Consider the following 24702-nt stretch of genomic DNA (forward strand, 5'->3'; position numbering starts at 1 on the left):
AAAATGCCGATATCCGATTCGAATAGCCTCACTGATCGCCGTTTCAAACTATCTTGCTTTCGTTATTTTGTATACCCCAAACCCCAATTGTGGACTTTCAACCCTATTGATTGCTTTTACTACTCTCGTATCCAGTTCCCAATGTCCAAAAGCTTCTCGCTTGGCTCTAGCGGACCATCCCAATTGATAGAGCACTTCTAGCTGACTTCGCTCTCTTGTGGTAAGATGTTTGTAGCTCATGGCCGATTCTCTTGTGTAGGGGTGGTGTGATAACTTCATTCTACACACGAATCTGTCTTGGGTCATTTTTATGTGTCGCACTTCATATTACAATCCGTCTATTCATTCTTGGGGATCGATCATTTTGGAATAACGATGTTGCCCCGTTGCTTGCCCAGCGCCCCCCCAGCCTCACAAGCCTAATCCTTTGTTCCGGCCATAAAGCCGCGCCCGTTAGTGCCAATATAGACTTTTCCGTATTCCTGACGGTCCGCCACCATAACCTGAGGCTCATTTCCGATTTGCATTTGCGGCGAATTAATCTGTATCCATGTGCTTCCCATGTCATCCGAACGGAATATGCCCTTCATCCCGCCGACCTCTCCATATATAAAAGCTGCTGGCTGTGTCTGTCCCGGGGCCGCTTTGCCGAATGCAAACAATCTCGCTTCCTTAATCTGATCCAGCTTGGTAAAAGAGGCTCCTGAATTGGCTGAGACATACAAGCCATTGGCTCCTAAGCTAATCCAGAGCACGCCTTCCATTCCGGGAGCAGCCTCAACCTTCACAGGGCTTCCCCCTGGCAGCGGAGTTTGGTTAGCTATGGACCAGCTTTGTCCTGCGTCCGAGCTCACATGCAGATAGCCCGATTTATAGGCATAAAATTTGCTTCCGTTCACCCGATCAGCAGCTACGGGATGATTGTATGAAAATATCATACTCCCGCCCACCGTTCCCGTCGGCGCTCCCGTCATGGCCTCCCATGTAGCTCCCCTGTCAGTTGTCCTCACTGGACTGCCGGATTGGGGAAACCATAGGATCGTATTGAGGTCTGTAGCCGAATAAGCAAGTCTGCCCAGCTTAGAGCCCGCAGGTACGGGGCGGGCTTCCAGTGTTTGTCCATTATCCGATGAAACGAACATGCGGGTAACCGTTCCATACCAGTCATCACTCCCGATAAAGGCCACATATTGTGGATTAGCTTCGTGATAGTCGACACTAACCATCTCTCGCATCGAACTCATCTCCAGCCTCGTTGCAGGTGAAGCATTCACATCCATATGACGAAAGCCAATAACATCGGCTACGCCGGTGAATAGCGCCGCTCCGTCTGGCGGCGTAGCTCCTGTGAGGGCAACCACCTCTTCATGGCCTTTGGATAAGGTCTCCCATTTTGTCCACAACGTCCCAATGTCTCTTGTTCTGTAGACGCCAAACCAGTCAGCGGAATAAACGGTTCCGGCATGATGCGGGTCAAACACGACAGTAGAAGTGGCTGAAAAAAACATATTGGGCTGCCACCAACCGGGTTTGGAAGTTTGAGCCTTGTTCACTAACGTCCAGCTCTCTCCCCTGTCTATGGAACGGTACAGCGGAAGCTGGCCTCCGCTTGTCCTGACCGCTGCCAGGAGATGGCTATCGTTATGCGGATCAATATCAATGCCGTAATAGGACGTATATGCTGCATTAGGCGTAATATTGCTCCAGCTTCCGTCCTTATACCTATGCACTCCGTTATTAGGCGTGGTCACATACAACGACCCATCCTGCCCTGTGGCCAAACGAGCCGGATGGGTAGGGCTTCCCGGAATCAGATTCCAAATAGAGCCCTCGCCTCGTGTCTCATAAATCCCGACTCCCATTACACCGACATAGAGTGCTGTCTCCAGGTTAGTTGCCCCGGGAACGCTCCCGAAGATCAGGCTGCGAATCCCTTTGCCACTTGTCCCGGCGGGAACCTCATTTACTTTGGACCAGGTTTGTCCTGCATCCTGGCTTCTATACAACCCGTCATACCGGGTACCCGCATACACAATGTTAGATAGATTGGGGTGAACTGCAATACTCTCCCCCATGGCCCGCTCCACATTGCCATTAGCCTCATTGCGCTTATTCAAATTTGTTCTGGACCACGTATTCCCGCGGTCGGTAGATTTCAGAATATCACTTGGAGATGCACTCCCTGTTTTTCCAGCTGCTACATAGACGATATCAGGGTTTTGTGGATCAAGCGCAATACCGTCAATCCCATACAAATTGCTTTGCTCCGGGCCCAGTCCGTCCATTAGCGGAATCCAGCTTGAATCATTAGGGTCCAGACGGTATGCCCCGCCAACGTCAGTGCGGATATACACCAGATTCGGTTCAGACGGATGAATCACAATTCCTGTCACATACCCTCCTCCCCCGATCGATACATTCTTCCACGTATAGCTTTCCGATGATACAGCATACGCTGTGTTGCCGGGCAGCAACAAAACAACAAAGGTCAACAACGTACCAAGCATTTTTCTCCAGTCCAAATCGGTTCCCTCAATTCCTGCAATATTAGAACGCCAGCACGTTCCCTGCCAATCACATTATGCATACCTCTTTATATCGGTCTATTAACCCCAAACCCTACAACGGTTCCCTCGCCAACCTTGCTCTCAATATTCAGCCCTCGACCGTAAAGCCGAGTCAATCGGCTATGTGTATTCAACAGACCAATCCCACGATTTTCTCTGCCTGCCGGGCTTAGCAGCCTGCTAAGCTGCTCCTCATCCATGCCACTCCCCGTATCACTCACATAAAAAACCACAGTATCGGCTTCTTTCTCAATCCGAATCGTAAGCGTCCCGCCCTTGCGCTGGCTCAACAGTCCGTGCCTGACCGCATTTTCCACTAACGGCTGGATGGTAAGCGGAGGAATCGGCATTTCCTTATTAACGTCCGCCTGTACTTCCCACTCCACCTTAAGCCGCTCTCCAAAACGCTGCTGTTCAATAAATAAATAGTTTTCTACCAGCTCAAGCTCCCGTGACAGCGGTACAAGCTTTCCAGCGGTAAGAAAGTCAAAGCTAATACGCAGGTATGACGTAAACGCCTCTGCTAAGTTTCTCATCTTGTCCGCATCAATTTCGCTTAGCGCCAATATCGAGTTCAAAGCATTAAACAGAAAATGCGGCTGGATTTGCGCCTGCAAATAAGCAGCTTCCATGCTCAGCCGTTCATTCACCGCCTGCTTGAGCGAGGAAAGCGATCCCGCCCGATATCTCAGCTCAAGTGCATCTACGGGCTTGGTGACATAATCGTTCGCTCCTGCCACGAAGCCGGCATAAATATCTTCCGGCTCGCTGCGCGCGGTCAGCAAAATAATCGGCAGCTCATACAGCGTAAACCGCTCGCGAATTAATCGCGTCAGCTCGTAACCTGACATGCCAGGCATCATCACGTCTGCAATAACGAGGTCCCACTGCTCTAGGTGGAGCTTTTCTAATGCTTCCTGCGCGGAAAACGCCATTTCAATATGGTACATATCCGCTGATAAAATATGAACCAGCACCTTCAGATTGACGGGATCATCATCAACAGCCAACACACGAATCCGTTCAGCACTTCCTTCGGACTTGGCAGCAGGCGGATCGACTTCGGTTAAATCATAACGGGCGGCTGCCATGGCGTCCGCAGCTGCTGACAATTGTGCGCCGACAGACGCAAGCGTTTCCGCTTCCTTTTTCATATGAATCATCGGCCGAGGCAGGGCGTCCTCCACACGCTCATCAAACACCGACAATTTAAAGCTGAACATACTGCCCTTGCCTAGCTGGGATTGAACGAACAGCTCGCCGCCATGCAATTCGACCAAGTCCTTGCATATACTTAGCCCGAGCCCAATGCCCCCGACCCCAGAAGCTCCTTGCTCATAACGCTTGAAAGCACGCTTCTGCATCGCCTCATCCATACCTACTCCGGTATCCGTTACACGTATCCATACTTGTCCGTTTACGAGCTCAGCAGCCAGCTCTACGCTTCCCTCTTGGGTGTACTTCAGCGCATTATGCACCAAATTAATAATAATTTGCACTAATCGTTCTTCATCGGCATAAACACGCGGCAAATCTTCCTTTATGTCCATCCGCAGCTTAACCTTCGTCCCCTCGGTCAAAAACCGCAGCATATCCAGCACGCCAGCAGCAACGGACTGGATGTTGACCGCGGACATGCGAACTTGAATCCTTTTATCCTGCAGCCTGACAACGTCGAGCAGGTCCCCTAGCATGAGCGACATTCGGCGGCTGACCATAATAAGCAGCTCCATATCACGCTGGCTCTGCTCATCCAGCACATGTTTTTTTCTTGTCAGCACGCTTTGGGCAATGTTCATAATGCCGTGCAGCGGCGTGCGCAGCTCATGCGACGTATTGGCGAGAAAACGATCCTTGAGCTGGTTAGACTCCGCCAATTGGGCGTTGAGGGAAACATTTTCATGCCAATTGTGATAATATCTTTTAAACCAATGGGCCGAGAAGCTCGTAATTGCAGCAATTAAATCCACCGGATAAAACATATATTGCGACGTTCCGGCGTAATACACCGTTCCCCACAAAATATTATTAATGACACATACGACGGAAAATAACAGAAACAATGCGCCTTCTGCCTGATTTAACACCATTTTCATAAAATAATAGGTCGTCCAGAACAAAGGGAGGTAATACAGCAGCATGAATAGCCCCGATTCTATCGAATAAAGCACCGGCTCTAGCGGACCTATTGCGACAAAAATCGTATACGCCGCGAGTAGGCAGACGTAGCTATTAAACAACAGGCCTTTGCGGTTAACTCCAATAAAAGCCCTTCCCATCATGAGCAGAAAGAAAGAGAACCATGCGTACGCATAAGCTTTCAGCTTCAACGTCCATACAAATTCAGCAGGGATTAACTGGAATAAAAGCCCATGGTGATGGGCGGCAACCGTCATTGCCGATGCAATCATCATGAGAAAAAACATAATAAATTCGGTTTTCTGAACATTAATCAAATAAATGATCAACGCATATAACGCATGAAGCAGGAAAATGACAATGACGATTAGCTGAAAAGCACTGGAATAGGTATAGATTTGGTCAATCTCTTCTTCCGTGCCAATCTGTACAGAACGAATAATGCCGCCGTTCAGCGGCGCTTCATAATTGGAGGCTCGAACGAACAAATCCAGCTCCACTTGATTTTCACCGTCATAGCTCACCTTGAATGACTTATTTTCAGAAACATGTCCTTCCTGCCCCTCGGCAAGCTCGCCGAACTTGGCTAGCAGCTCCCCGTTAATCTCCACCTCCGAAGCGGTATAAATCGATTGAAACCACACGCTAAACGGCTCCACTAAAGGTCGATCGAGCAAAATACGCACATAATACGTTCCATATCCGTATGCCTCTTGATCAGCATGCTCAAAGGCGGCATTCCATTTGCCCGGCACCTGCAGCAGATGTCCCTGAACAGCGCTTTCAACATTAGACGCCCCAACCCATTGCCCCGCATAAAATAACCACTCTCCGTCCAGCGGGAACGGCTTGGATTCATCCAAATCTACACCGCGCAAATCCAGCACGCCTTGCTTTACCGTTGGCGGATTCTCTACGGTGAGCTGGTTTTGCCAGCTCCAGCGCACAGCAATGAGCAGCAAAACAAAAAATACCAAGTAAATCACATGACTTAACTGAATCTGTTTTCTCAAAATGATGATAAACCCCTCATTTACCGTTACATTCTAATTCTCTCAAATATAGCTCATGCCGCCACAAATGAAAATAGTCCGAATCATCGTGCTGCCGAAAGCCATGCCTATAACCTTGATTCAGCAATTTCAATGAATGCAAAAAGGGAAGCACGATTCCTTCCGGCTTCCCTTTCTTTTTATGCTGCGTCAATCGCTACTGTCTTCCATTCGCTTCCTGACCGGTATCCATATCTCGCTTTTAAACGTCGCGGATGTGATGTCCTTATGCTCATTCCACAAAATCTCCGGCCCCTCTACTTGCTCATAGCTGGAAGACGGGAACCACTCCGAATAAATCCGGCCCCAAATTTCTTGAAGCGTACCCGGGAATGGCCCGACTGCTTCAAATACAGCCCAGGATGATGCAGCAACCTCAATTTGTGAAAATGGCTTTGGACACGCGAGCGTTGTGGCCACGCCAATATAATGGTCCAGCTCGCCCTTCTCCTCCATCCGGCCTTCCGAGAAATTCGCCGAGCCGCTGATCATGCCATAGGGCTCGGTATTGGACAGCTGCTTGAGCGCAGCTATCTTTTGCTCATCCAAGCTTTGCCACATCGCCGCGATTTCCGGATTCACCCCGTTAAACTGGATGGGCACCCGCTTGTGAATGCCGACGATGCGAAAACCCGCTTTTTCCTCGATGCGATAATTCATTTCGACTCCTCCTTTAACGATTAGCTGGAAGGTCATGCGAGGGCAAACCTTTAACGATGGACCGCTGCTTCTTGCTTCGGATGGCGTAACCCCATGGTAAAGCTGAAACGCCTTCGTAAATGCGTCCGGTGATTGATAGCCATATTTCATCGCAACATCGATCACTCTAACCTGGCTTTGCTGCAGCTCAAAGGCAGCGAGCGTTAGACGCCTGCGGCGAATATACTCTGACATCGTAAGCCCGGCAAGGAATGAGAACATTCGCTTAAAATGATATTCCGAGCATAACGCCCGCCTTGCCGCCTCTTTAAAATCAATCTCCTCCGTCAAATGCTCCTCCATATAGGCCAATGCCCGGTTCATATGCTCAAGCATCTTTAGGCGCCCTCCCTTCCACACTTGTAGAGTATCAAATTCGCTCCGAAGGAGTCCGACAGTACATGCACCAAATTGACGGGTATTTAAAGTATTTTTAACAATCAAACGTAATAATCAAACGTAGAGTTGAGGGCTCTTCCCTTCCAACCACATGGTTGACGACATCCAAAAAAGCACGGCTACATTCCATATAATTTACGGTATCTATATAAACTTTTCCGTCCATCGTTTCGTCTTCGAACTCAAACACTTGGTTCCAATTGTATTCTAAAAGTTCTTTGGCGGTAAACCAAGTAGTGCTGTGATACTCACCATATTTCATTTGAAGCCGAATTTCTGGACTAACATCGTCAGGCAATCCGCGCGGTTCACTGATAAAAGGCATTTGTTCAGAATTCCGAATATTAGCCAGAATGGCGAAGAGATAATAATTCCTATCTTTAAAAATCATATCCTCCCTCTCGACAAGCCAAGGCGCCTCTTCATTACGTTCCGGATAAAGAATGGCCCAACGGCTTTTAGTCCATTTATCAATTGAAATCCATATTCCTGTATCATCTAGGCCCGCATACCGATACATTTTTTGCTCTACGAAACAATGAATATCCGTCCCCATTTATTCCCTCCATATCTAAGGCTTCAAGTGTAACAAAAGATAATAATGCGCATAAGCCTTCTCGGACAGCTTGTCCTCATCCTCCCAAAACTGCTCATCCTGCTCTTCGAGCGTATCGCTCTCCTCCTCTGTCAGCACCTTCGGAATGTCCCAAAGCGCTTCCAAACGCGGATCATCCTTATAAACATCGATCACCGCATAGCAGCCTGTGAGAATATCCAGCGCTTTTGGCGCTGTAATGGAATTTAAGGCACGAACGGCGTGTAAATAAGCTTCATATCCCCAGTTGCAAAAAAACTGCAGAAACCCGCCGTTATACATATCGGCTTCCAGCAGCCATAAAGCTGCAACTTCCTGCTCCGCCTCCGTTAAGGAGCCCCAATCTCCGCCAGCCTGATTTTTCTTATCCACAAATTGCATGGCAAAATCAAACCATACGTCCGAAACATTTTTCTCCACTGGACTTCCGCCTCTCCTATCCGTTTCCCCTCACCACTCCAAAAAACAATCCTCTATCAGCGCCTCAAACGAGTCTGCCAATGGCTTCATTTCCCCGTTATCGTGATAACAAATGAGAACCTGCCCAGCAGGATTAATGATAATAGGATCGCCTGAGCCATCCATCGATATGACATAACTGCTCTCCAAAACCTCGGCAAATGGGCTGCCTTCGTATTGTTCTCGAAAATCCAGCGTCAAATCGACAACCGTTTCTTTTCCTATGCTGGAGCCGTTGGAGAACGCATGTACAGCTAGACCTGCATACGCACCGCCAAACGTTTGGATAAAATGAATATAGTCCGCATGAAAGCTCACATTCAGCCGCTGCTGCGCACTTGCGATTTCTTCTTGGCTGGCAGCAATGCCAACTAACGTACTATTATCCTCCCGATGAAGGAACGCCTTTAGTCGTCCCATAAGCTTCTCATTCATATCATCCATCTCCTCCTTGCCGATAATAACTAGCTTTTAAGCCATATTAGCTTCTACCATTCCTGCTTCCTACTCACTCTGCTCTTGCTTCCTATTGTACCATCCGATTAGCGTATTCTACCAATTCTTCCTCCCATATTTGCATTGGCCATGCGTTGCTATTAATCTTATATTTGAACAGCATTCACCTTTAATTCTAATAGACAAGGAGTCTACATAATGGATAAAAAACTGCTGAAAGCGCTCAAAAAGCTGTATAAATATAACAATTCCAAATACGATCGTGAGCGCAGCATCAGCCTTTATAACACGGATATTTTGGAGCCAAGCGAGCGCGAGTTGCTTGAACATTATAAGTGGGAAGCTAATAAAATCGAGCTGCTTACCCATGACGAGCTGAACCGCAAGCTCATTGCGCTTCAATCCACCGAATCATTTTCATGGGCCAGCATTGCTGGTATTTTCGTTGCTGGTGTGGGTGGAAGCTTTCCAGCAGGCATCTCCTCTTTAATCAACTATAAACAAATGATCCATATGCAGGAGCATCCTTATGAGCAGGCAGAGCGTTTCATGTGCTGCAAATATTGCGGATTCACCAGTGACCAGTACGAGCACATAGCCTATATTCGGTACGCCGTTCATTTGGGGAATGCCTATGATTCAACAGTTGGCGCTTACGCCCATTTAACTGAGTTAGCTGAGCTGACTGCGCAGGGCCCAATTATTCCAACCGCTGAGGATATGCAAAAATTTGTCCAGCTGCTGCACCTATTAGATGAAGCAGAAGTGGGTGAAACACCCGGCAAATTGGAGAAGCGCCTTACCGCAGCGAAGCTTCTGAAAGGAACGCCCGGCATGCGCCGCAGCATTTTGCAATCCCTCGCATGGGTAGGTATACTACCCAATACAGTTCTCCTCCTCGCTCCTGACTCCTGGACGAATATCGAGGACGTTTTGAACGGCGGGCTCCAGCTAAGCAATACGAAAGGACGCTCCGATATGGAGATGCCATGGGCAGGCTGGAAGGGCGAGCTAGGCGTAGACTGGAATAAAGCGCATCAGCTGTTCGGGGAATATATTTAAGGCCAATAATATGCAAAAATATCAGGTAGCGACTAAAATATGCCGAGTAAGCAGGGGGTAAACATGCAGGTGCAACGAATAGAAAAAATGATTGCGGAGTGGGCGTCCGCAAACGCCGCTGCCATTGGTTTAGACCCGAATGCTATTCGGGCGTCATACATCTATAATCCTGGGGGCTTCGACAACTTGTCTATCCGTCTGACGGACGGCCGCACTCAGCTTCACGTCAAGCTGGCTCCACCTGACAATGCCCCGCGGCTGCGCCAGTGGGCTGGCGTCAGTGATTATCTTGCTGAGTCCTACACCGCGCCAAGCTTGGTCTATGAGATTGACCGCGAGATCGTGCCGGGATACCCCTATGGACTCGTTTTTGAATATATCGCGGATGCAATCCCGCTTATGGAAACACCGAATCCCGAGGTTGCGCTAACGGGTGTCATAGAGACCATTGCTAAGCTCCATCGCGACGAGCGTCTTCGCGAAATGCTGCCTAAGGCTGAGACTCGTACTTATGCGGAAGCATTCGAGGACGAGTACATTTCCCGTTTTACGGAGGATCTCGACGGAATTCTAAGCTTACGCGATCTGATCAGGGATTTCGTGTCGGACGAGACGATTTTGTGGTTCGGGGAAGAGATTGGGAGACTGAGGGACACCGTCCTGCGCACACCTGCATTTTTACTCCCTGCAAGCGATGTTGTTCATAACGACCTGAACAGCAACAATGTACTGACCTCCAGCAGGCATGGCTTCAGAATAATTGACTGGGATGACCTATCCGGTCAGGGCGATGCGGCGATGGACTACTCGGTACTGCTTTGGCCACTATTGCATGATCCATCTTGCCCGTTATGGAAAGAAAAGGTGCTGGCAGGAGCAGGGGCTGAGGTTATTGAACGACTGGAGCTGTATTTTCGGGCGAAGCTTCTAGATGACGTTATTGACGTGCTGGCTGACTATGTCGAGGCTGAGCAGGTGCCGGAGCATCGGGAGGAAGCTCAGCGCAAGGCCAAGGCTATCCATCTTCATGCTTACCCGCAGTATCTCGCCAAATATGGCCCCGGTTAAAGCGATTGCGCCGTGGTCAGCTTGTCCCCGCAAGAAAATAGATGTTTTCGACTCATGGCGTTCTTCCTCTGTATAAGGCTATAATATAATCGAACACAAATGTTTATATTTTGTCATCGCGGAGGGCTTATGAAGCAGCTGTTCGAACCTGTCTTTTTTCAAAATCAGCAGTCGCTTGTGTGGAATTATAATATGTACACGGACGACCACTACAAAGGTTATTACCACTGGCATCAATGCTGTGAAATCATGTACATCCACCGCGGCCAGGGGCATATTGTCGTCAACCAGCAAATGTACGATATTCGCGGAGGCATGCTGTTTTTCTTTCAGCCGTATCAGCTGCACCGCATTTATTCGGACGTATCGCCGGAAAATCCGTTTCAGCGCTCGATTTTTTACATTGACCCCCATGCTGCAGAGAAGCTGCTGCTCTGTTTTCCGAATCGCAAAACGATTTTTTCGGCGTTATGGCAAGGGTCAAACGATCGCTGCGGCTTTGATCTGAGCGAGCGTGCCACGGTTATGGAATGGATGCTCCAGGCTTACGACTGCACGCAACAGCCCAGTGGTTCTATTCATCGTGAAAATGTTGAAAATATAACAATGCTGCTGCTTCAGCTCGTAAGCTGCCTGGAGCTTGGCGACAGCACCCTGCTGCCTGCCGAGCAGCATCGTTCGCTGCGCTATTCCGAGCGCATGATGAGCTGGATTGAGGACCATTACCATGAAGAAATTCATTTGGAGCAGCTTGCGGCAGCTATGCATTTGTCCAAATCGTATATTTCCAGACTGTTTCATCAGGAAACGGGAAGCCGGCTTGTCGATTATTTGACCGCTCGGCGCATTAAACAGGCTTGCCGGCTGCTGCGCACGACCGATTTGTCTGTCGAGCAAATTGGCATTGCCAGCGGTTTTCCTAATGCCTCTTATTTTAACCAGCTATTCCGCAAGGCGCTCGGAACCACTCCGCTCAAATACCGCAAAAATCAGTAGCAACCCGTACAAAGTAAACCTAAGCGGCGCCAAAGCTTTGCAGCGCAATGACAAAATATAAACATTTCTTTATATTCAATTGCAACTTTCTATGTCTCATACGGGCTATACTCAGGTCACCACATATTCAAAGTGATGGAGGCCTGTACAATGACTACAACCTATTGGCAAGAAATAATGAATCGGCTGGATGGCAAGGCTGAGCGAATGGTTCAGCAGATCGGAGCGAAATGTCCGCATTTCGCTGGCAAGGACGGGAAATTTGACGATATTGGGTCCGACTGGTGGACGACGGGCTTCTGGCCGGGGCTGCTCTGGATTATGCACGATATGACGGGCAAGCCAGAATACAAGGATGCTGCTTGGCATTGGGATGAAACGCTAGAGCAATGGTTTATTAAGCCGACGGTTGAGCTGCATCATGATGTTGGCTTTCAGTTTTTGCCGACTGCGGTGATTAAGCATACGCTCACGGGCGATGAGGATGCTTTGCGCCGAGGAATCGAAGCGGCGAACTTCCTCGCTGCCCGCTACAACCCGGTTGGCAAATTCATCCGTGCCTGGAATGAGGACAAATATGGCTGGGTCATTATCGACTGCATGCTGAACATCTCCCTCTTGTTCTGGGCGAGCAAGGTGACCGGAGATCCGCGCTACAAGCATATTGCGATCAGCCACGCGGAGACGACGCTGCAATACGGCATCCGTCCAGACGGCTCAACGAAGCATATTATTTCCTTCGATGCTGAAACTGGCGCCTACCTCGAAAACTTTGGCGGTCAAGGCTATTCGCCGGAATCGTCGTGGAGCCGCGGCACCGCTTGGGGGCTGTACGGCTTTACGAATACGTATCGCCATACCGGAGATGAGCGTTTTCTCGATGCGGCGAAGCGGATCGCCCATTACTTTATCGCGGGCCTGCCGGGTGATCAGGTGCCGTATTGGGATTTCCGTCTCGGAGACGATGAGCGCCTGTTCCGGGATAGCTCGGCGGCAAGCATCGCCGCATCTGGTCTGCTGGAGCTGGCAGAGCTTGTGGCCCCCGGCGAGAAAAGCTTGTATGCGAATGCCGCGGAGCGGATTTTGCGTTCGCTGACGGAAAATTATGCGACATGGGAGCAGCCGGAGCATGAGGCGATTTTGCTGCACGGAACAGGCAGCGGCACCAGCTTTATCGATGTATCGCTTATCTATGGCGATTATTATTATGTCGAAGCGATTGCCAAGCTGAATGGCTGGAAGCACCGCATTTTTTAACGGCTGGCAGCCCTCCCCCAAAAAACGATTCGAATGAATCAAAAAGAATGCCCTCCGGACATTCATTGCAACGCCCACAAGGGCATTGCAATGAGCTTCCAGAGGGCATTTTACTTAAATAGGAGCGACAGCGAGAACAGGTGCGCCGGGTTTAACGCTAGCTGTTAAATAGTGTCGTCATTTCCGCAGCGCTGAGCGCTCGATTGTATATACGGAAATCGTCGAGTCCTCCATTTAAATACGGATCTCCCGTATATTGCGAACGTCCCAAATAGTTAAGCGTCGTGTTGCCAAGACTGGAAGGCTTAAGCGTCATATTCGCATTGGTGCCAACGAGGACGCCATCTACATACAGACTTGCCGTATTGCCCGAGAGGGTAACTCCGACATGCTTCCATACCCCTGTCGGGAATGCCGTCGTCGTTGAAATTCGCTGTTCCCCTCCGCTGCCGCTATTCGTAATGGCAAATCTTAAGCCTGCACCGCCTGGACTTGGCGTTAAGAACATGTTGGCCGTTGTTCCTGTGCCAAAATCAAAAATTCGCGTCCAATCGGATACCGAATTCAGCTTCACCCAAGTCGCAATCGTAAAATCATTCAAGCTGCTTATGATGCCGGCTGGCAAGCTGCCATAGCCAGTGGTACCGTTAAAATTGACCGCGCCCGACGCATGCCCTGCGGCCCAAGTGATGCCGCCGCTCAGCGTGGCTGTTTTTCCATTGCCTGATGCATCAGCGGCCGAAGCTCCGCTTGTTTCATTGAATAAATATTGGGCCACGACATCGCTGACTGTCCCGCCTCCGCCTAAATTAATCGTAAACGATTTGGTGACAGGCGTGCTTTGCGCGTCATAATCCCTCAACTGAACGGTGAACGTATAGCTGCCTTGCGGCGCATTATTGTCAATCGTTCCAGTTAAAGTGCCTTTGAAGCGATCTAACGTCAGTCCTGGCGGCAGCGAACCGCTCGTTACATTCCAATCATAGAATGGCACACCGCCCTTGGCAGTAAGCTGCTGCGAATAAGCAGCACCCTTCGTTCCGCTTGGCAGCGAGGTTGTTACGATGGACGGCGCTACGAACGGCGACAGGTTTTTATTCAGCTTCCAGCCCGCATTTTCAGCGATCAAGAGGCTCAGCTTCGTCATCATCCAGCGCTGGGAAGGAAACTTGTGGTTTCTGCCTCCGCTTTGGCCGCTGATTCGATCCCAATAAAGGGAATTGGCATCCGAAATATGATAGCTGGAATCTAGCGGAACCGCGTTCCCTTGATATGCGATGACTTCTGCATCATTGCTGCCGCCGGCGCTATGGTAATTCACCATGCCGTTCCAGCTGCTGTGGAAGGCAACCGCATGGCCAAATTCATGAGCGATTAAGCCTAATACATCGGTCTGGCAGTTTGAGGTACAAGCAGATCCCGGCATTTGAGCCAAATAATACTCTTCATCATTCAAAGAGGAGAACGGTGTAAACCCTGAGTAAAAGTCCAAAATCAGTCCATATGAGCGGTGAATCGGACCTTGAACCCCTGCCCGCTTGTGGAACTTGCCGTTATCTGCAGGATAGCCCGTAGAATATGGATCATTTAAGCCGCGCAGAAACACCCATACGCCGTTGTAGGCGGCATTGTTGGTAGCCGTAATGGGATTCAGCCAGTTGTCGCCCGGAATTGAAATATTTTCAGCTCCTGCAGCTACTGTGTCATAAGGCGTCTCATCAAAGAAATAAAACCAGTCCTTGATGCCCTGCTCCGTGGCAGCCTTCACCCCTGCATCGGCAAATATGCCCGTAATCGTATCAAAACGATAATCAAAGTTAATAGGCAGCGACGGTTCTGCATTATCATCCTGATCCAGCACCCGAATCGGAATCGTCTGCGTGCTCTGGGTATTATTGTTTTGGATGACCTGCATGCTCAGCGTATAATTTTCGATTTCATTCGGCCCGCCAATACGATCGGGGTGAATCTCTAATTCAAAGTCTAGCTGCTGGGATGCATTAGTAAAAGTTAGCGTTTTGGCCGAGCCCGTCGCCGATAGCGTACTCGGCTTATTCATCATCAGCCGGGTCGTTCCCTGTGTACGCAGGTTAATCGTAACGGGGAAAACAGCGCTCGATGGCGGCTTAACCGTGAGCTTAACTGAAGGATTCGCAAGATACCCCTGCCAATCGACCAAGTCAATGCCGTTGTCATTAACGGTCCGCCCGAATATATCCACCACTTCCGCAAAATTGGCCGCCGCATACACCGGTTTTTGCGGAATCGTGCCTATTACGCCTAACAGCAAGGCCAAACAAACAACTGCTGACATCATTTTTTTAACGGATATGCGGTTCGTACCTCTTTTCAACATCGCCAAGCCTCCCTTTTATTTGTGGTTGCCTGCCTTCTGTGTATAATCCAGCTTAATCTGTTTCTGTCACGCGGATGACCTTCCACTGCTCAATGCCCGTTGAAGTTGTTGGCTTTGCTTTCATCGTTAGCCGAATTTTGGTCGTCGTCTCCGGATCAAAGGTGGTCACATTATACTGGTCCGGCAAAACGCCATATGCAGACGGATTGGACACATGCGCCCAATTCGTCCCATCCCAATATTGGATGTAGAACGACTCCGGCAAATCAATGCCGTCATTATCATCAAACCAATACACTTCACTTGATGATAGGGTAAAAGGCTGGTCAAAATCATACTGCACCCATTGCTCGGTTCCGTGCGTGTCCCAGTTGCCATATACCGGATGGCCTCGGTCTGCGGAGCTCTCCGGTTCGTACTCGTCATTCAGCCCTACCAAGCTCTCCCATGGCGAGACGTAGGAAGTCGTAATGCTTCCTTCAATCGCCACATTAGGGTTTGCGGGCTCTGGCGGATCAACAACTGGAGGCACTGGCTCATCTGCTGCAAGACTGGCAATCTCAGCGGCAGACAAAGCGCGATTATAAAGCTTGATCTCATCCAAAATGCCATTCCAATACCGTTCATCGCTTTGAGACTTGCCAATGTAATGGTGCTCGCCCTTTAAAAGGGATTCGATCGCTCCCAGGGTCAAATTAGAGGTCCTCGCTACTTCCGTCCCATTTACATAAAGGACCGCCGTATTACCCGATGCTGTCACCGCCACATGCTGCCATTTTCCAGAGGCTATGCCGCCCCCTGAGATGATTGCTTCCTCCTTGCCCCCTTTTCTCGAAACCTTAAAGCTCAAGGCGCCTTGGGAATCTGTGGATAGTGCCATATACTTCGCATCCGATATGCCAAAATCAAAAATCCGCGAGCTCGTGTCATAGACCGAATTCGTCACGCCAACTGAGCTTGGAGAATAGACGCTATCCGTCACATTCACCCATGAAGAGAACGAGAACGCTTTTGCTTTTTTTAGCATGTCACGTGGCAGATCAACATAATTGGAAGCCCCATTTAAGGCTATCCCACCCCCTCTCGCCCCATCTGTTCTGCTTGCATGCAAGGTCGAGACATCGTGCCCCGCTCCCGAATAATCTAGGGCGATCTCCCCGTCTGCTTCATCAAACAAATAGCTTCCTAAAAGCTCGCCTTGGCCCACATTTAATGTGAATGTCTTTTGAACGGGGGTTCCAAGCTCATCGTAATCGCGAAGCTGTACCGTAAACGAATAGCTTCCTTCTGCTTGCCCAGACACTTTTCCCGCGATTTTGCCGGTGAAGCGGTCCAAGGTCAGCCCTTGAGGCAGCGAGCCATCTACAATCGTCCAATCGTAAAAAGGAACGCCGCCCTCCGCCTGCAGCTGCAGCTCGTAATTTTTCCCCTGCTTCGCATTTGGAATCGGCATGTTTTTAATGGATGGGCTCAGGAATGGAGTCAGCTTATCGTTCAGCTTCCATCCTGCTTTTTCTGCAATCAGCAGCGTCAGCTTCGTCAGCATCCAGCGCTTATTGTGAAAAAGATGCGTCCGTCCGCCATTTTGACCGCTGATCCGGTCCCAATAAGGCTCCTCTCCCGGAATATGATAGGTGCCGTCGAGCGGAACGGGCCCGCCTTGATAGGCGACGATATTGTCTGCCGTGCCCCCGCTTCGCTTATAAGCAGCTACCCCTTTCCAGTTGCCGGAAAATACGAGCGCATGGCCAAACTCATGCATAATGAGGCCATACACATCGGTAGACGTATTGGACATTTCCGTGAGGTACCACTCCTCATCATCCATAGAGGTAAATGGCGTCGCCGTATCGTAAAAATCAAGAATCGTCATTAATGAACGATGAAGCTTATCCGGAATCGTAATGCCGCCGCGCTTATGATATTTTCCATTGTCCGTCGGAGCGCCTGTTGAATAAGGGCCACTCAGCCCTCTTAGAAAAATCCACATCCCGTTGAATGGCTCATCATTCGTTACTTCAATATGGCCGTCAAAGTTATCTTCGGGAAGCATGCTTACTTCGGAGTTTGCAGGAACGGTATCAAATGGCTCCATATCAAAAAAATAAAACCAATCCTTAATGGCCTGCTCGCCCGCCTCGCGGATAGCAGGATCACTAAAATAAGGCTGTATCGTATCGAATCGGTAATCGAATTTTAAAGGAAGCTCAGGCTCCTTTTCGTCATCCTGATCCCATACGCGAATAGGCGTCGTCTGCGAACGAACGGCTCCCAGCACATCGGTTATCGTCAGCTCAAGCGTATAATGCTCGATTTCGCCATTGCCGCCTATTCGATCCGGATGAATTTCCAGCAAAAACGGTTTGCGCTCGCCAGCAGTATCAAAGGCCAGCGTTTTTTGGGCACCTGTTGCGCTGAGTGTACTTGGCCGATCCATCATCAAGCGTGACGTGCCTTTAGCTTTAATGTCTATGGTGAGCGGATAAGCAGCATCGGCAGGCGGAATGACGTTCAACTTTACATAGGGGTTGGCAATATAGCCTTGCCAGTCAACCAGCTCCACACCGTAATGATTGACGGTTCTGCCAAAAATATCTTCGAGCTTCGCTTCGCCGCTCGTTGGTTCCGGCTGAACAGGCTTAGGCTTCGCAGCAGCGGGCATAGCAAAAAGCGAAACGAATAACATACAGCAAATGACGAAAGAAATCCCTTTTTTCATCAACAAGCCTCCCTCTACTTCCGCATATTAGCTTTCCCGAATCCACACCGCCATTTCTCCTTCACCACGATTCGCCCAAGCATAATAAGGGATAGCCCGAATGCTGCAGACATGCTCCCCTCGCTTGCGGGATTCATATAGCCTTTGGCTGCTGCCCGGCTGTTCGCCCCGCACGGCCTGCCCTTCAATAATGACGACACCGCCAAGCAGATCCGGCTTAAAATGCGCAGCAAGCGCCGCTTGCTCCGGCAGCGCGATATGCGATAAGGCCGCCCCGTTATCCGCTTCCTCCAAGCAATAAACGACAGGCCCCCGCTGCAAGGCCACCTTGCCTGCGTTCGCACGAACAAGAGGATGCGCATATAGGCGCTTAATGGCCATCGGAAATTTCAGCGCAATTTGATCTCCCTCCTGCCAGATGCGGTTTATCGCAGCATAACCTTTGTGGAATTGCAGCGAGTCTGGCGATATCGCTTGACCATTTACATTCATTTCTGCTCCCTCGCACCAATCCGGGATGCGAACGGCGATCGTAAACGCTTCGTCACGCTCAGGCGTCACGTTAATGGCGACCGTCTCTTCCCATGGGAAATTAGCTTGCAGGGAAAGGCTTACGTTTTGCCCGGCAACCTTTAGCGTAGTCTCGCTGCCGATATATTGATGGACATAAACCGCATGCTCGTTTTGGGAATAAATATAAGAGCCGAGCGATGCGATAAGACGGGCCAGATTGGGCGGGCAGCAAGCACAGCCGAACCATTTTTGCCGGGCGGTCTTTACATGCCGTTTATCTGTACGTTTGCAGGCGGCAGGCCACACCTCCAGCGGATTGACGTAGAAAAAGCTTTTGCCATCCAGCCCCATGCCGCTAATGGTTCCGTTATACAATGCACGCTCAATGACGTTTGCATATTTGCTGTCTGGATCAAGATGGAGCATGCTCTGTGCCCAGAAAACAAGGCCGATAGAAGCGCAAGTCTCGGTGTAAGCGGTATCGTTAGGCAAATCATAGTCGAATGAAAAAGCTTCCCCGTCGTGATTCGAGCCAATGCCTCCCGTTACATACATCTGCTTTTGCGTCACGTTTTCCCATAACCTCTTGCAGCTTTCAAGCAGCTCTGTATCATTCGTCGCGCCAGCCAAATCCGCCATGCCGGTATACATATATACCGCCCGCACGGCGTGCCCTGTCGCCACCAGCTGCTCCCGAACAGGCAGGTGGGCTTGATTGTACTCATAATTGTTTTTATATAACGAATAGTAGCCTTCTCGCAGCAGCGCTTCCCGTCCCCGTTTCTCAGCCCGCTTCTCTGCTTCAAGCTTGAAATAATGAGGCTCCTGGCCGCGCTCGTCAATAAAAAATCGGCATAGCTTTAAATATCGCTCCTGCCCCGTTGCGCTATAAAGCTTCATTAAGGCAAGCTCTATTTCCTGATGTCCGGGATAGCCGCGCAGCTTGCCCTGCTCTTCGCCATACACCGAATCGATATGATCCGCCAGCTTGCAGGCGATATCCAGCAGCTTGCGCTTGCCCGTCGTCTCATAATAAGCAACAGCTGCTTCAATCAGATGGCCTGCGCAGTAGGTTTCATGATTATCGCGTTCATTCGTCCAGCGCTGCTCCTGATTTTGAATCGTAAAATAAGTATTAAGATAGCCGTCCGGCTGCTGGGCTTTCCCTAGCAACTCTATCGTTTCATCCGCAAGCTTTTCCAGCTCCGCATTTGGATCGGCTTGCAAGCTGTAAGCGACAGCCTCTAGCCATTTGGTTACATCGCTATCTTGAAAAACATAACCGTAAAACGCTCCTTCCGCTTCGCCAGCCGCTATGCGGTAATTTTGCAGCGCATGGCTGGGAGAAGCGCCCTCAACCCGGTCATTGATGGCCTCCCATTGATAGGGAATGACCTCATCACGAACGAGGCTTCTATAATGGGACCAAAAGGGATCATGAATTTTGACCGACTTATATGAAACCTTTCGCCATTTTTCTGTGTTTTCAGTTATTTTCAACATTGCCACAGCCTTTCGTCCACATTTTGTAGACTTGCTCTCTCGCCTTTGGAATGCCCGGATGAAATTGAATTAAAGCGGAAGCCCGCACTTGCTGAACCTTCTGCTTCGCCTCTGCTAGTTTGGTAGCGCTTTGCTCGCCAAGCAGCCCAACATCTCTGCAAATGGAAGTGGCTGCAAGCTGTCCCTGGGCCATCGCTACAAGCGCACTTTCGACACCGGTAATATTGCCGGCTACATACAGCCCTGCCATAGGCGTCTGCATCGCTTCGCTATGAAGCGGAATATGGCCGCCGAGCTCTTTCATATAAACAAATGGACAGCCGGCCACCGAAGCTAGCTCAGCTAATGGATATAATCCGCCCGCAAGAGCGACGAAATCAACCGCTTCCTCCCGCTCGCTTCCGGCAATCGTTTCACCGCATCCATTTACGTCGGCAAGCGTCACGGATTCCACCTGATCTTTGCCATTGATAGCTACAGCCGTTGTCCGCAGCTTTAAGGGAATATCCCACAGCTTGATCCCTCTTCGCGGAAAAAAATGGGATACTACCCCCGCCATTTTTAGCGAATGGGCAGCTCGGCCTCCCATTCTCATAAACGCGGACGGGGCTAAATGGGACAAGCTGAGCAGCTTTTCTACATTTTCTTTAGGCAAAGCGTCTGTTCCAGAAAGCGGGCTTTGCGAAGGCAGCACGATGGCTGCAATGGATACCCCGCTTATAGACAGCTCACGAGCGATTGCCATCGCTAGCACGTTAACCCCGATAATAAGGCCGCGACGTCCGGGTTTAACGAAATGTACGTTAGCCATAACCTGCGCCGCGCCAATGGACATGACGCCAGGCAGTGTCCACCCGGGAGACGGCTGCGGAATTTCGGCACCGCCCGTTGCCAGCAATACGTTAGCTGCCGTGATGGAACCGTCTGACGTTCTAATCACCCAATGCTGATCGTTTTTCCACATGCCGTGAACCGATACGCCGCAGCGGATATGAACACCTAATGCGCAGCACTGCTCGATGAGATGATGGGCAACCTGCTTCCCTATCCACCAGTGGCCCTTCTCTTCATGAAACTGGCCGAGCATGCGTCCGCCGGGTTCGGGAAATTCATCCAATATGGTGACGGCTAGGCCGTGTTCGGCAGCTACAACAGCTGCCGACAAGCCAGCTGGCCCAGCACCGACAATAATGAGATCAGGCTCTCTCTCCTTCGTCATAGCAGCTTCCTCCCTGTTATTTCGTTTGGAAGCTGCAGCCCTTCAGCTATACACATTCCTTCTTCAAGCGGAGTAAGACAGGAACGTACCATTCCTTTTCCTGCTACGCTCAGCCGGCATTCCATGCAATGGCCAATGGCACAATAAAGCCCGCGAGCATGCCCCGATTCCTCATGCCTGCGCAGCGTGCGAATATCTGCTGCGAGCAGTGCCGCCGCTATTGGCTCTCCCTTTAGCCCTGTCATTGGCTTCCCATTAAAGGAAAAGGCAACACGTTCACGCGGCGTCTGCCAACGGCCGAGTAACGGATGGTTCTCAATCCTTTCCATTACGCTTCATCCTTTGCTAGCTGGCCAAACGTTATAGGCCGAATAGGCGGACGGTACGATAATAATTCAGCGTCTCGAGGACCATCTGGATTTTTCACATGAATCCATGTTTCTACAAGGGCTCGGCAAACCCGTCCCTGGCAAGCGCCCATCGTAGCCCTTGTTTTCATCTTCAATTGACGTGAAGTGCAGCTTCCAGACGCATAAGCTTCTTCCAATTGCTCCATGGTCACTTCTTCACAGCGGCAAACGACTAAGGATGGATGCTTCATCGCAAAAGCCCCCCAAGCGTAAACGGCTTTCGACGTCCTCTGGCGGCAAAGCACCGTTTCGCGATGAAATATAGAGAAAGGATGACACTAGGATATCCTTTCCTATATTTCAAGGTGAAACGGCTGCCGCCTTCCTTTGGCGGCACAGCGCGTTTCAGTCCGAGAAATAGAAGAACAAGTATGGAAAAACTTATACTTTCTTATATTTTAAGGTGAAACGGCTACCGCCTTCCTCTGGCGGCGCAACGCGTTTCAGTCCGAGAAATATAGAGAAAGGATGGAGAAATCTCATATCTATCTATATTTTAAAAATAACGAATAGCACATGTTTTTAATTCGGTATAGAAATCCAAAGCCGCTTGCCCTTGCTCGCGCGAATGCGAGCTGGAAAGCTTCATTCCGCCGAATGGGGACTGATATTCCACACCCGCTGTTTCCTGATTCACGCGAACCATGCCCGCCTGCGCTTCGTCCAAAAACCGATGGGCGTAGGATAAATTTTGCGTAAACAGCGAAGCGCTCAACCCAAAAATCGATTGATTGCATAAAGCGATAGCTTCTTCAAAATCGGATGCCTGAAGCAGCGCTGCAACTGGCCCAAAAACCTCTTCCTGAATGAGAGGATGCCCCGCATCCAAGCCTGCGGCCACGATCGGCTGAATGTAATATCCCTCGTTTTGCTCAGCTGCAGCTACAGCTGGACCTTGGGCAACAATCTCCGCCTGCTGCTGGGCCATATGGACATAAGACATGACCGTTTCATACTGGCTTGCGGAAGCAACGGGGCCTAAATATGCGGCAGGATCGAGAGCAGGTGCCAGCTTAATTTGCGATACTGCCGTGCTGAGCGCTTTCGTAAACGAAGCATAAATGCCTGATTCGACGATAATTCGGCTCGTTGCTGTACATTTCTGCCCTGCCGAACGGAAGGCTCCGCTGACAATAAGCGGAATCGTCTTTTCAAGATCAGCGTCGTTTAAAACAACAGCGGCATTTTTCCCGCCCATTTCGGTCTGATATTTAATATTTCGCTTGGCACAAAGCTGGGCAATATGAGTGCCCGTTGATGTGGAGCCGGTAAAGCTTACCGCATCGAGCGAAATTTGCTCTAGTAATACGTCTCCGATTTTGCTGCCCTTGCCAATAACGAGATTAATGACGCCTGCAGGAAGTCCTGCCTCTGCAAAAATCTCAATAAGCTTCGTTGCCGTTAAGGAGGCAAATTCCGCAGGCTTCCATATAACGGTGTTGCCGCAAATAAGCGCAGGCGCGATTTTCCAAATAGGTATGGCAACCGGGAAATTCCATGGGGTAATAATGCCCACGACGCCCAAAGGAACCTTTTTCGTATGCTGCAAAACGTTTGGCTCGCTCGAAGGTATGACAACCCCATTGGCTCGTACCCCTTCCGCCGCGTAATAACGGAGCAGATTTACTCCACGCATCACTTCGCCGCGCATTTCCATAATTGGTTTGCCCATTTCCAAGCTTGCGAGATTCGCTACCTCAGCCAGCTTGGCTTCCAGTGCGGCAGCAAGCTTATACACATGCTCTGCTCGAGCAGCACCTGTTAAACGAGACCAAACTTCAAACGCTTTACGCGCTGCCTGCTCCGCCTGTATAACATGCGACTGATCAGATAGATGAAGAATGCCAACCTCCTCTTTAATGTTCGATGGATTAAGAACGATAGACTCGCCTGCAGCAGGCGTAATCCACTCGCCTCCGATCCAATTTCGACTGCTCTTCATTTTGCGATCCCTCCTGTTCGGACTAGGCTACTTTAAACTCATCATTCCGTTAATTTGCTGGCTGATTAGGTCTAACCGCGTATTCAAAAGCTTCTCTAATGAGCTGGTAATCTGCTTCTGGCAAAGGCAGGCGCGGCGGACGTGTAGGACCGACCGGGAATCCCGCCAACTCCATCATATATTTGATCGATTGAACGAGCTGAGGGCTGGCATCCATATGGAACAAAGGCAGCAGACGGCGATAAAGCGCGCTTGCCTCTTGCATTTTCCCTTGTCTGGCAAGGTTAAACAACTCTACGCCTTCCTTCGGCAGCGCATTGGGCACACCGGAAATCCAGCCTGTTGCGCCAAACAGCGGGCCTTCCATCGCCAAATCATCTACGCCGATCATAACTTCAAGATTGGTTTGGGCCAAAATATCATGCACGCGGCGGATGTCGCCAGAAAACTCTTTTACCGCAACGACATGATCAAATTTGGAAAGCTTCGCAAGAAACTGCGGCGTCAAATCTACTTTATAATCATGAGGATTGTTGTACGCTACAATGGGAAGTCCTACCTCATTCAGCGCTTCGTAATGAGCGACAACTTCATGCTCAAGCGGCTTGTAATTAATAGGAGGCAGCGCCATAACCCCTGCCGCACCTGAATCTTTGGCATGCTGAACCCATGCGACCGCCTGCTTCGTAGAAGGCGCGGCCGAACCAACAACGACAGGCACCCGCCCTGCTGCGGCTTCTATGACCGTCTCCACTACCTGTGCTCGTTCCTCATTGCTCATCGTTGCATATTCGCCAAGAGATCCAGTAGGAACAAGCCCGCTTATGCCATTTGCGATAAGCCAATCGCAATGCTCCGTCAATCGCTTATAGTCGACTTCATAGGAAGCAGTGAAAGGGGTAACGATTGCCACATAAACACCTTCAAATTTTGCCATTTCAAAATTGCTCCTCTCGAATGTTAATCGTTTAGATTTTTGACCTTCTAAACCCTATATGCAAAAAGCAGCTTCATGCTGCTCGTTTCAGGTGGATGCTCCCTGCACGAAGACACAAAGATAGACTTCGTGGACACAGCTTGGAGGACACAGCAGCCGTTATTTCAATCGAATCACTGGTTTTGGCATAGTCTGCGGACTCAGGTGCCGCTAATGCGCTGTCCATCGTCATTTTCAGAGGATTATGAAGGCAATAGCGGATCTCCTGTCCGCTTAAGGCCTAAAATGGGATTAAAATCCAGAATAGCGGAACCTCAGTCCGCGAAAAAAGGAATGAACTTCCAAAACGGCGTA

The 24702-nt window shown here is 49.9% G+C and carries 18 protein-coding genes; 4 read left to right on the forward strand and 14 right to left on the reverse strand.

What is annotated here, in order from left to right; translation table 11 throughout:
• Positions 1–419: 419 nt before the first annotated feature.
• The 6 genes from AC6B99_RS26605 to AC6B99_RS26630 form a co-directional block, all read right to left on the reverse strand.
• Positions 420–2522: a WD40/YVTN/BNR-like repeat-containing protein gene (locus AC6B99_RS26605; RefSeq protein WP_496664636.1), complete on the reverse strand. Its 2103-nt coding sequence runs from the start codon at positions 2520–2522 to the stop codon at positions 420–422.
• Positions 2523–2593: 71 nt separating this feature from the next.
• A complete protein-coding gene (locus AC6B99_RS26610) occupies positions 2594–5719 on the reverse strand; it encodes an ATP-binding protein (protein ID WP_494864564.1) in 3126 nt (1041 codons plus the stop codon).
• 189 nt (positions 5720–5908) lie between these two features.
• The gene (locus AC6B99_RS26615; protein ID WP_496664637.1) at positions 5909–6793 is read right to left on the reverse strand and encodes an AraC family transcriptional regulator; all 885 of its coding nucleotides are present in this window, start codon (positions 6791–6793) and stop codon (positions 5909–5911) included.
• 97 nt (positions 6794–6890) lie between these two features.
• Positions 6891–7412 (reverse strand): hypothetical protein, encoded by a 522-nt coding sequence (locus AC6B99_RS26620; RefSeq protein ID WP_494864560.1) that lies wholly within the window; start codon positions 7410–7412, stop codon positions 6891–6893.
• Between the two features lie 15 nt (positions 7413–7427).
• Complete coding sequence (locus AC6B99_RS26625) at positions 7428–7871, reverse strand: DMP19 family protein (RefSeq protein ID WP_494864558.1); 444 nt, start codon at positions 7869–7871, stop codon at positions 7428–7430.
• Positions 7872–7901: 30 nt separating this feature from the next.
• Positions 7902–8345: an SMI1/KNR4 family protein gene (locus AC6B99_RS26630; RefSeq protein WP_056028326.1), complete on the reverse strand. Its 444-nt coding sequence runs from the start codon at positions 8343–8345 to the stop codon at positions 7902–7904.
• A gap of 219 nt (positions 8346–8564) precedes the next feature.
• On the opposite strand from AC6B99_RS26630, the gene AC6B99_RS26635 reads away from it, so the two are divergent.
• From AC6B99_RS26635 to AC6B99_RS26650, 4 genes are all read left to right on the forward strand, one after another.
• Positions 8565–9428, forward strand: a complete 864-nt coding sequence (locus AC6B99_RS26635; protein ID WP_496664638.1) for a hypothetical protein — start codon at positions 8565–8567, stop codon at positions 9426–9428.
• A 63-nt stretch (positions 9429–9491) separates the two neighbouring features.
• The gene (locus AC6B99_RS26640; protein ID WP_494864553.1) at positions 9492–10496 is read left to right on the forward strand and encodes a phosphotransferase; all 1005 of its coding nucleotides are present in this window, start codon (positions 9492–9494) and stop codon (positions 10494–10496) included.
• A 129-nt stretch (positions 10497–10625) separates the two neighbouring features.
• Entirely contained in the window at positions 10626–11492 is an 867-nt protein-coding gene (locus tag AC6B99_RS26645; RefSeq protein WP_496664639.1) for a helix-turn-helix domain-containing protein, read from the forward strand.
• A 150-nt stretch (positions 11493–11642) separates the two neighbouring features.
• Complete coding sequence (locus tag AC6B99_RS26650) at positions 11643–12749, forward strand: glycoside hydrolase family 88 protein (protein WP_056028337.1); 1107 nt, start codon at positions 11643–11645, stop codon at positions 12747–12749.
• A 157-nt stretch (positions 12750–12906) separates the two neighbouring features.
• Here AC6B99_RS26650 and AC6B99_RS26655 read toward each other — a convergent pair whose 3' ends face one another.
• The 8 genes from AC6B99_RS26655 to AC6B99_RS26690 all read right to left on the reverse strand — a co-directional run bounded on the left by AC6B99_RS26655 (position 12907) and on the right by AC6B99_RS26690 (position 24348).
• On the reverse strand, positions 12907–15105 hold the full coding sequence (locus AC6B99_RS26655) for a LamG-like jellyroll fold domain-containing protein (RefSeq protein ID WP_496664640.1): 2199 nt from the start codon (positions 15103–15105) through the stop codon (positions 12907–12909).
• Between the two features lie 52 nt (positions 15106–15157).
• The gene (locus AC6B99_RS26660; protein ID WP_496664641.1) at positions 15158–17824 is read right to left on the reverse strand and encodes a LamG-like jellyroll fold domain-containing protein; all 2667 of its coding nucleotides are present in this window, start codon (positions 17822–17824) and stop codon (positions 15158–15160) included.
• A 27-nt stretch (positions 17825–17851) separates the two neighbouring features.
• Entirely contained in the window at positions 17852–19840 is a 1989-nt protein-coding gene (locus tag AC6B99_RS26665; RefSeq protein WP_496664642.1) for a glycoside hydrolase family 127 protein, read from the reverse strand.
• On the reverse strand, positions 19824–21059 hold the full coding sequence (locus AC6B99_RS26670; RefSeq protein ID WP_494864541.1) for an FAD-dependent oxidoreductase: 1236 nt from the start codon (positions 21057–21059) through the stop codon (positions 19824–19826). The genes AC6B99_RS26665 and AC6B99_RS26670 overlap by 17 nt, the downstream gene beginning before the upstream one ends.
• Positions 21056–21388, reverse strand: a complete 333-nt coding sequence (locus AC6B99_RS26675; protein ID WP_494864539.1) for a 2Fe-2S iron-sulfur cluster-binding protein — start codon at positions 21386–21388, stop codon at positions 21056–21058. Before AC6B99_RS26675 ends, AC6B99_RS26670 begins: the two co-directional genes overlap by 4 nt.
• Positions 21388–21660: a (2Fe-2S)-binding protein gene (locus AC6B99_RS26680; protein WP_099520054.1), complete on the reverse strand. Its 273-nt coding sequence runs from the start codon at positions 21658–21660 to the stop codon at positions 21388–21390. The genes AC6B99_RS26675 and AC6B99_RS26680 overlap by 1 nt, the downstream gene beginning before the upstream one ends.
• Positions 21661–21965: 305 nt before the next feature.
• Positions 21966–23411 (reverse strand): aldehyde dehydrogenase family protein, encoded by a 1446-nt coding sequence (locus AC6B99_RS26685; RefSeq protein ID WP_496664643.1) that lies wholly within the window; start codon positions 23409–23411, stop codon positions 21966–21968.
• Between the two features lie 49 nt (positions 23412–23460).
• Positions 23461–24348 carry a dihydrodipicolinate synthase family protein gene (locus AC6B99_RS26690; RefSeq protein WP_056028356.1) on the reverse strand — a complete coding sequence of 296 codons (888 nt, stop codon included), beginning with the start codon at positions 24346–24348 and terminating at the stop codon, positions 23461–23463.
• Positions 24349–24702: the final 354 nt, after the last annotated feature.

Source organism: Paenibacillus liaoningensis (genome assembly GCF_059609455.1).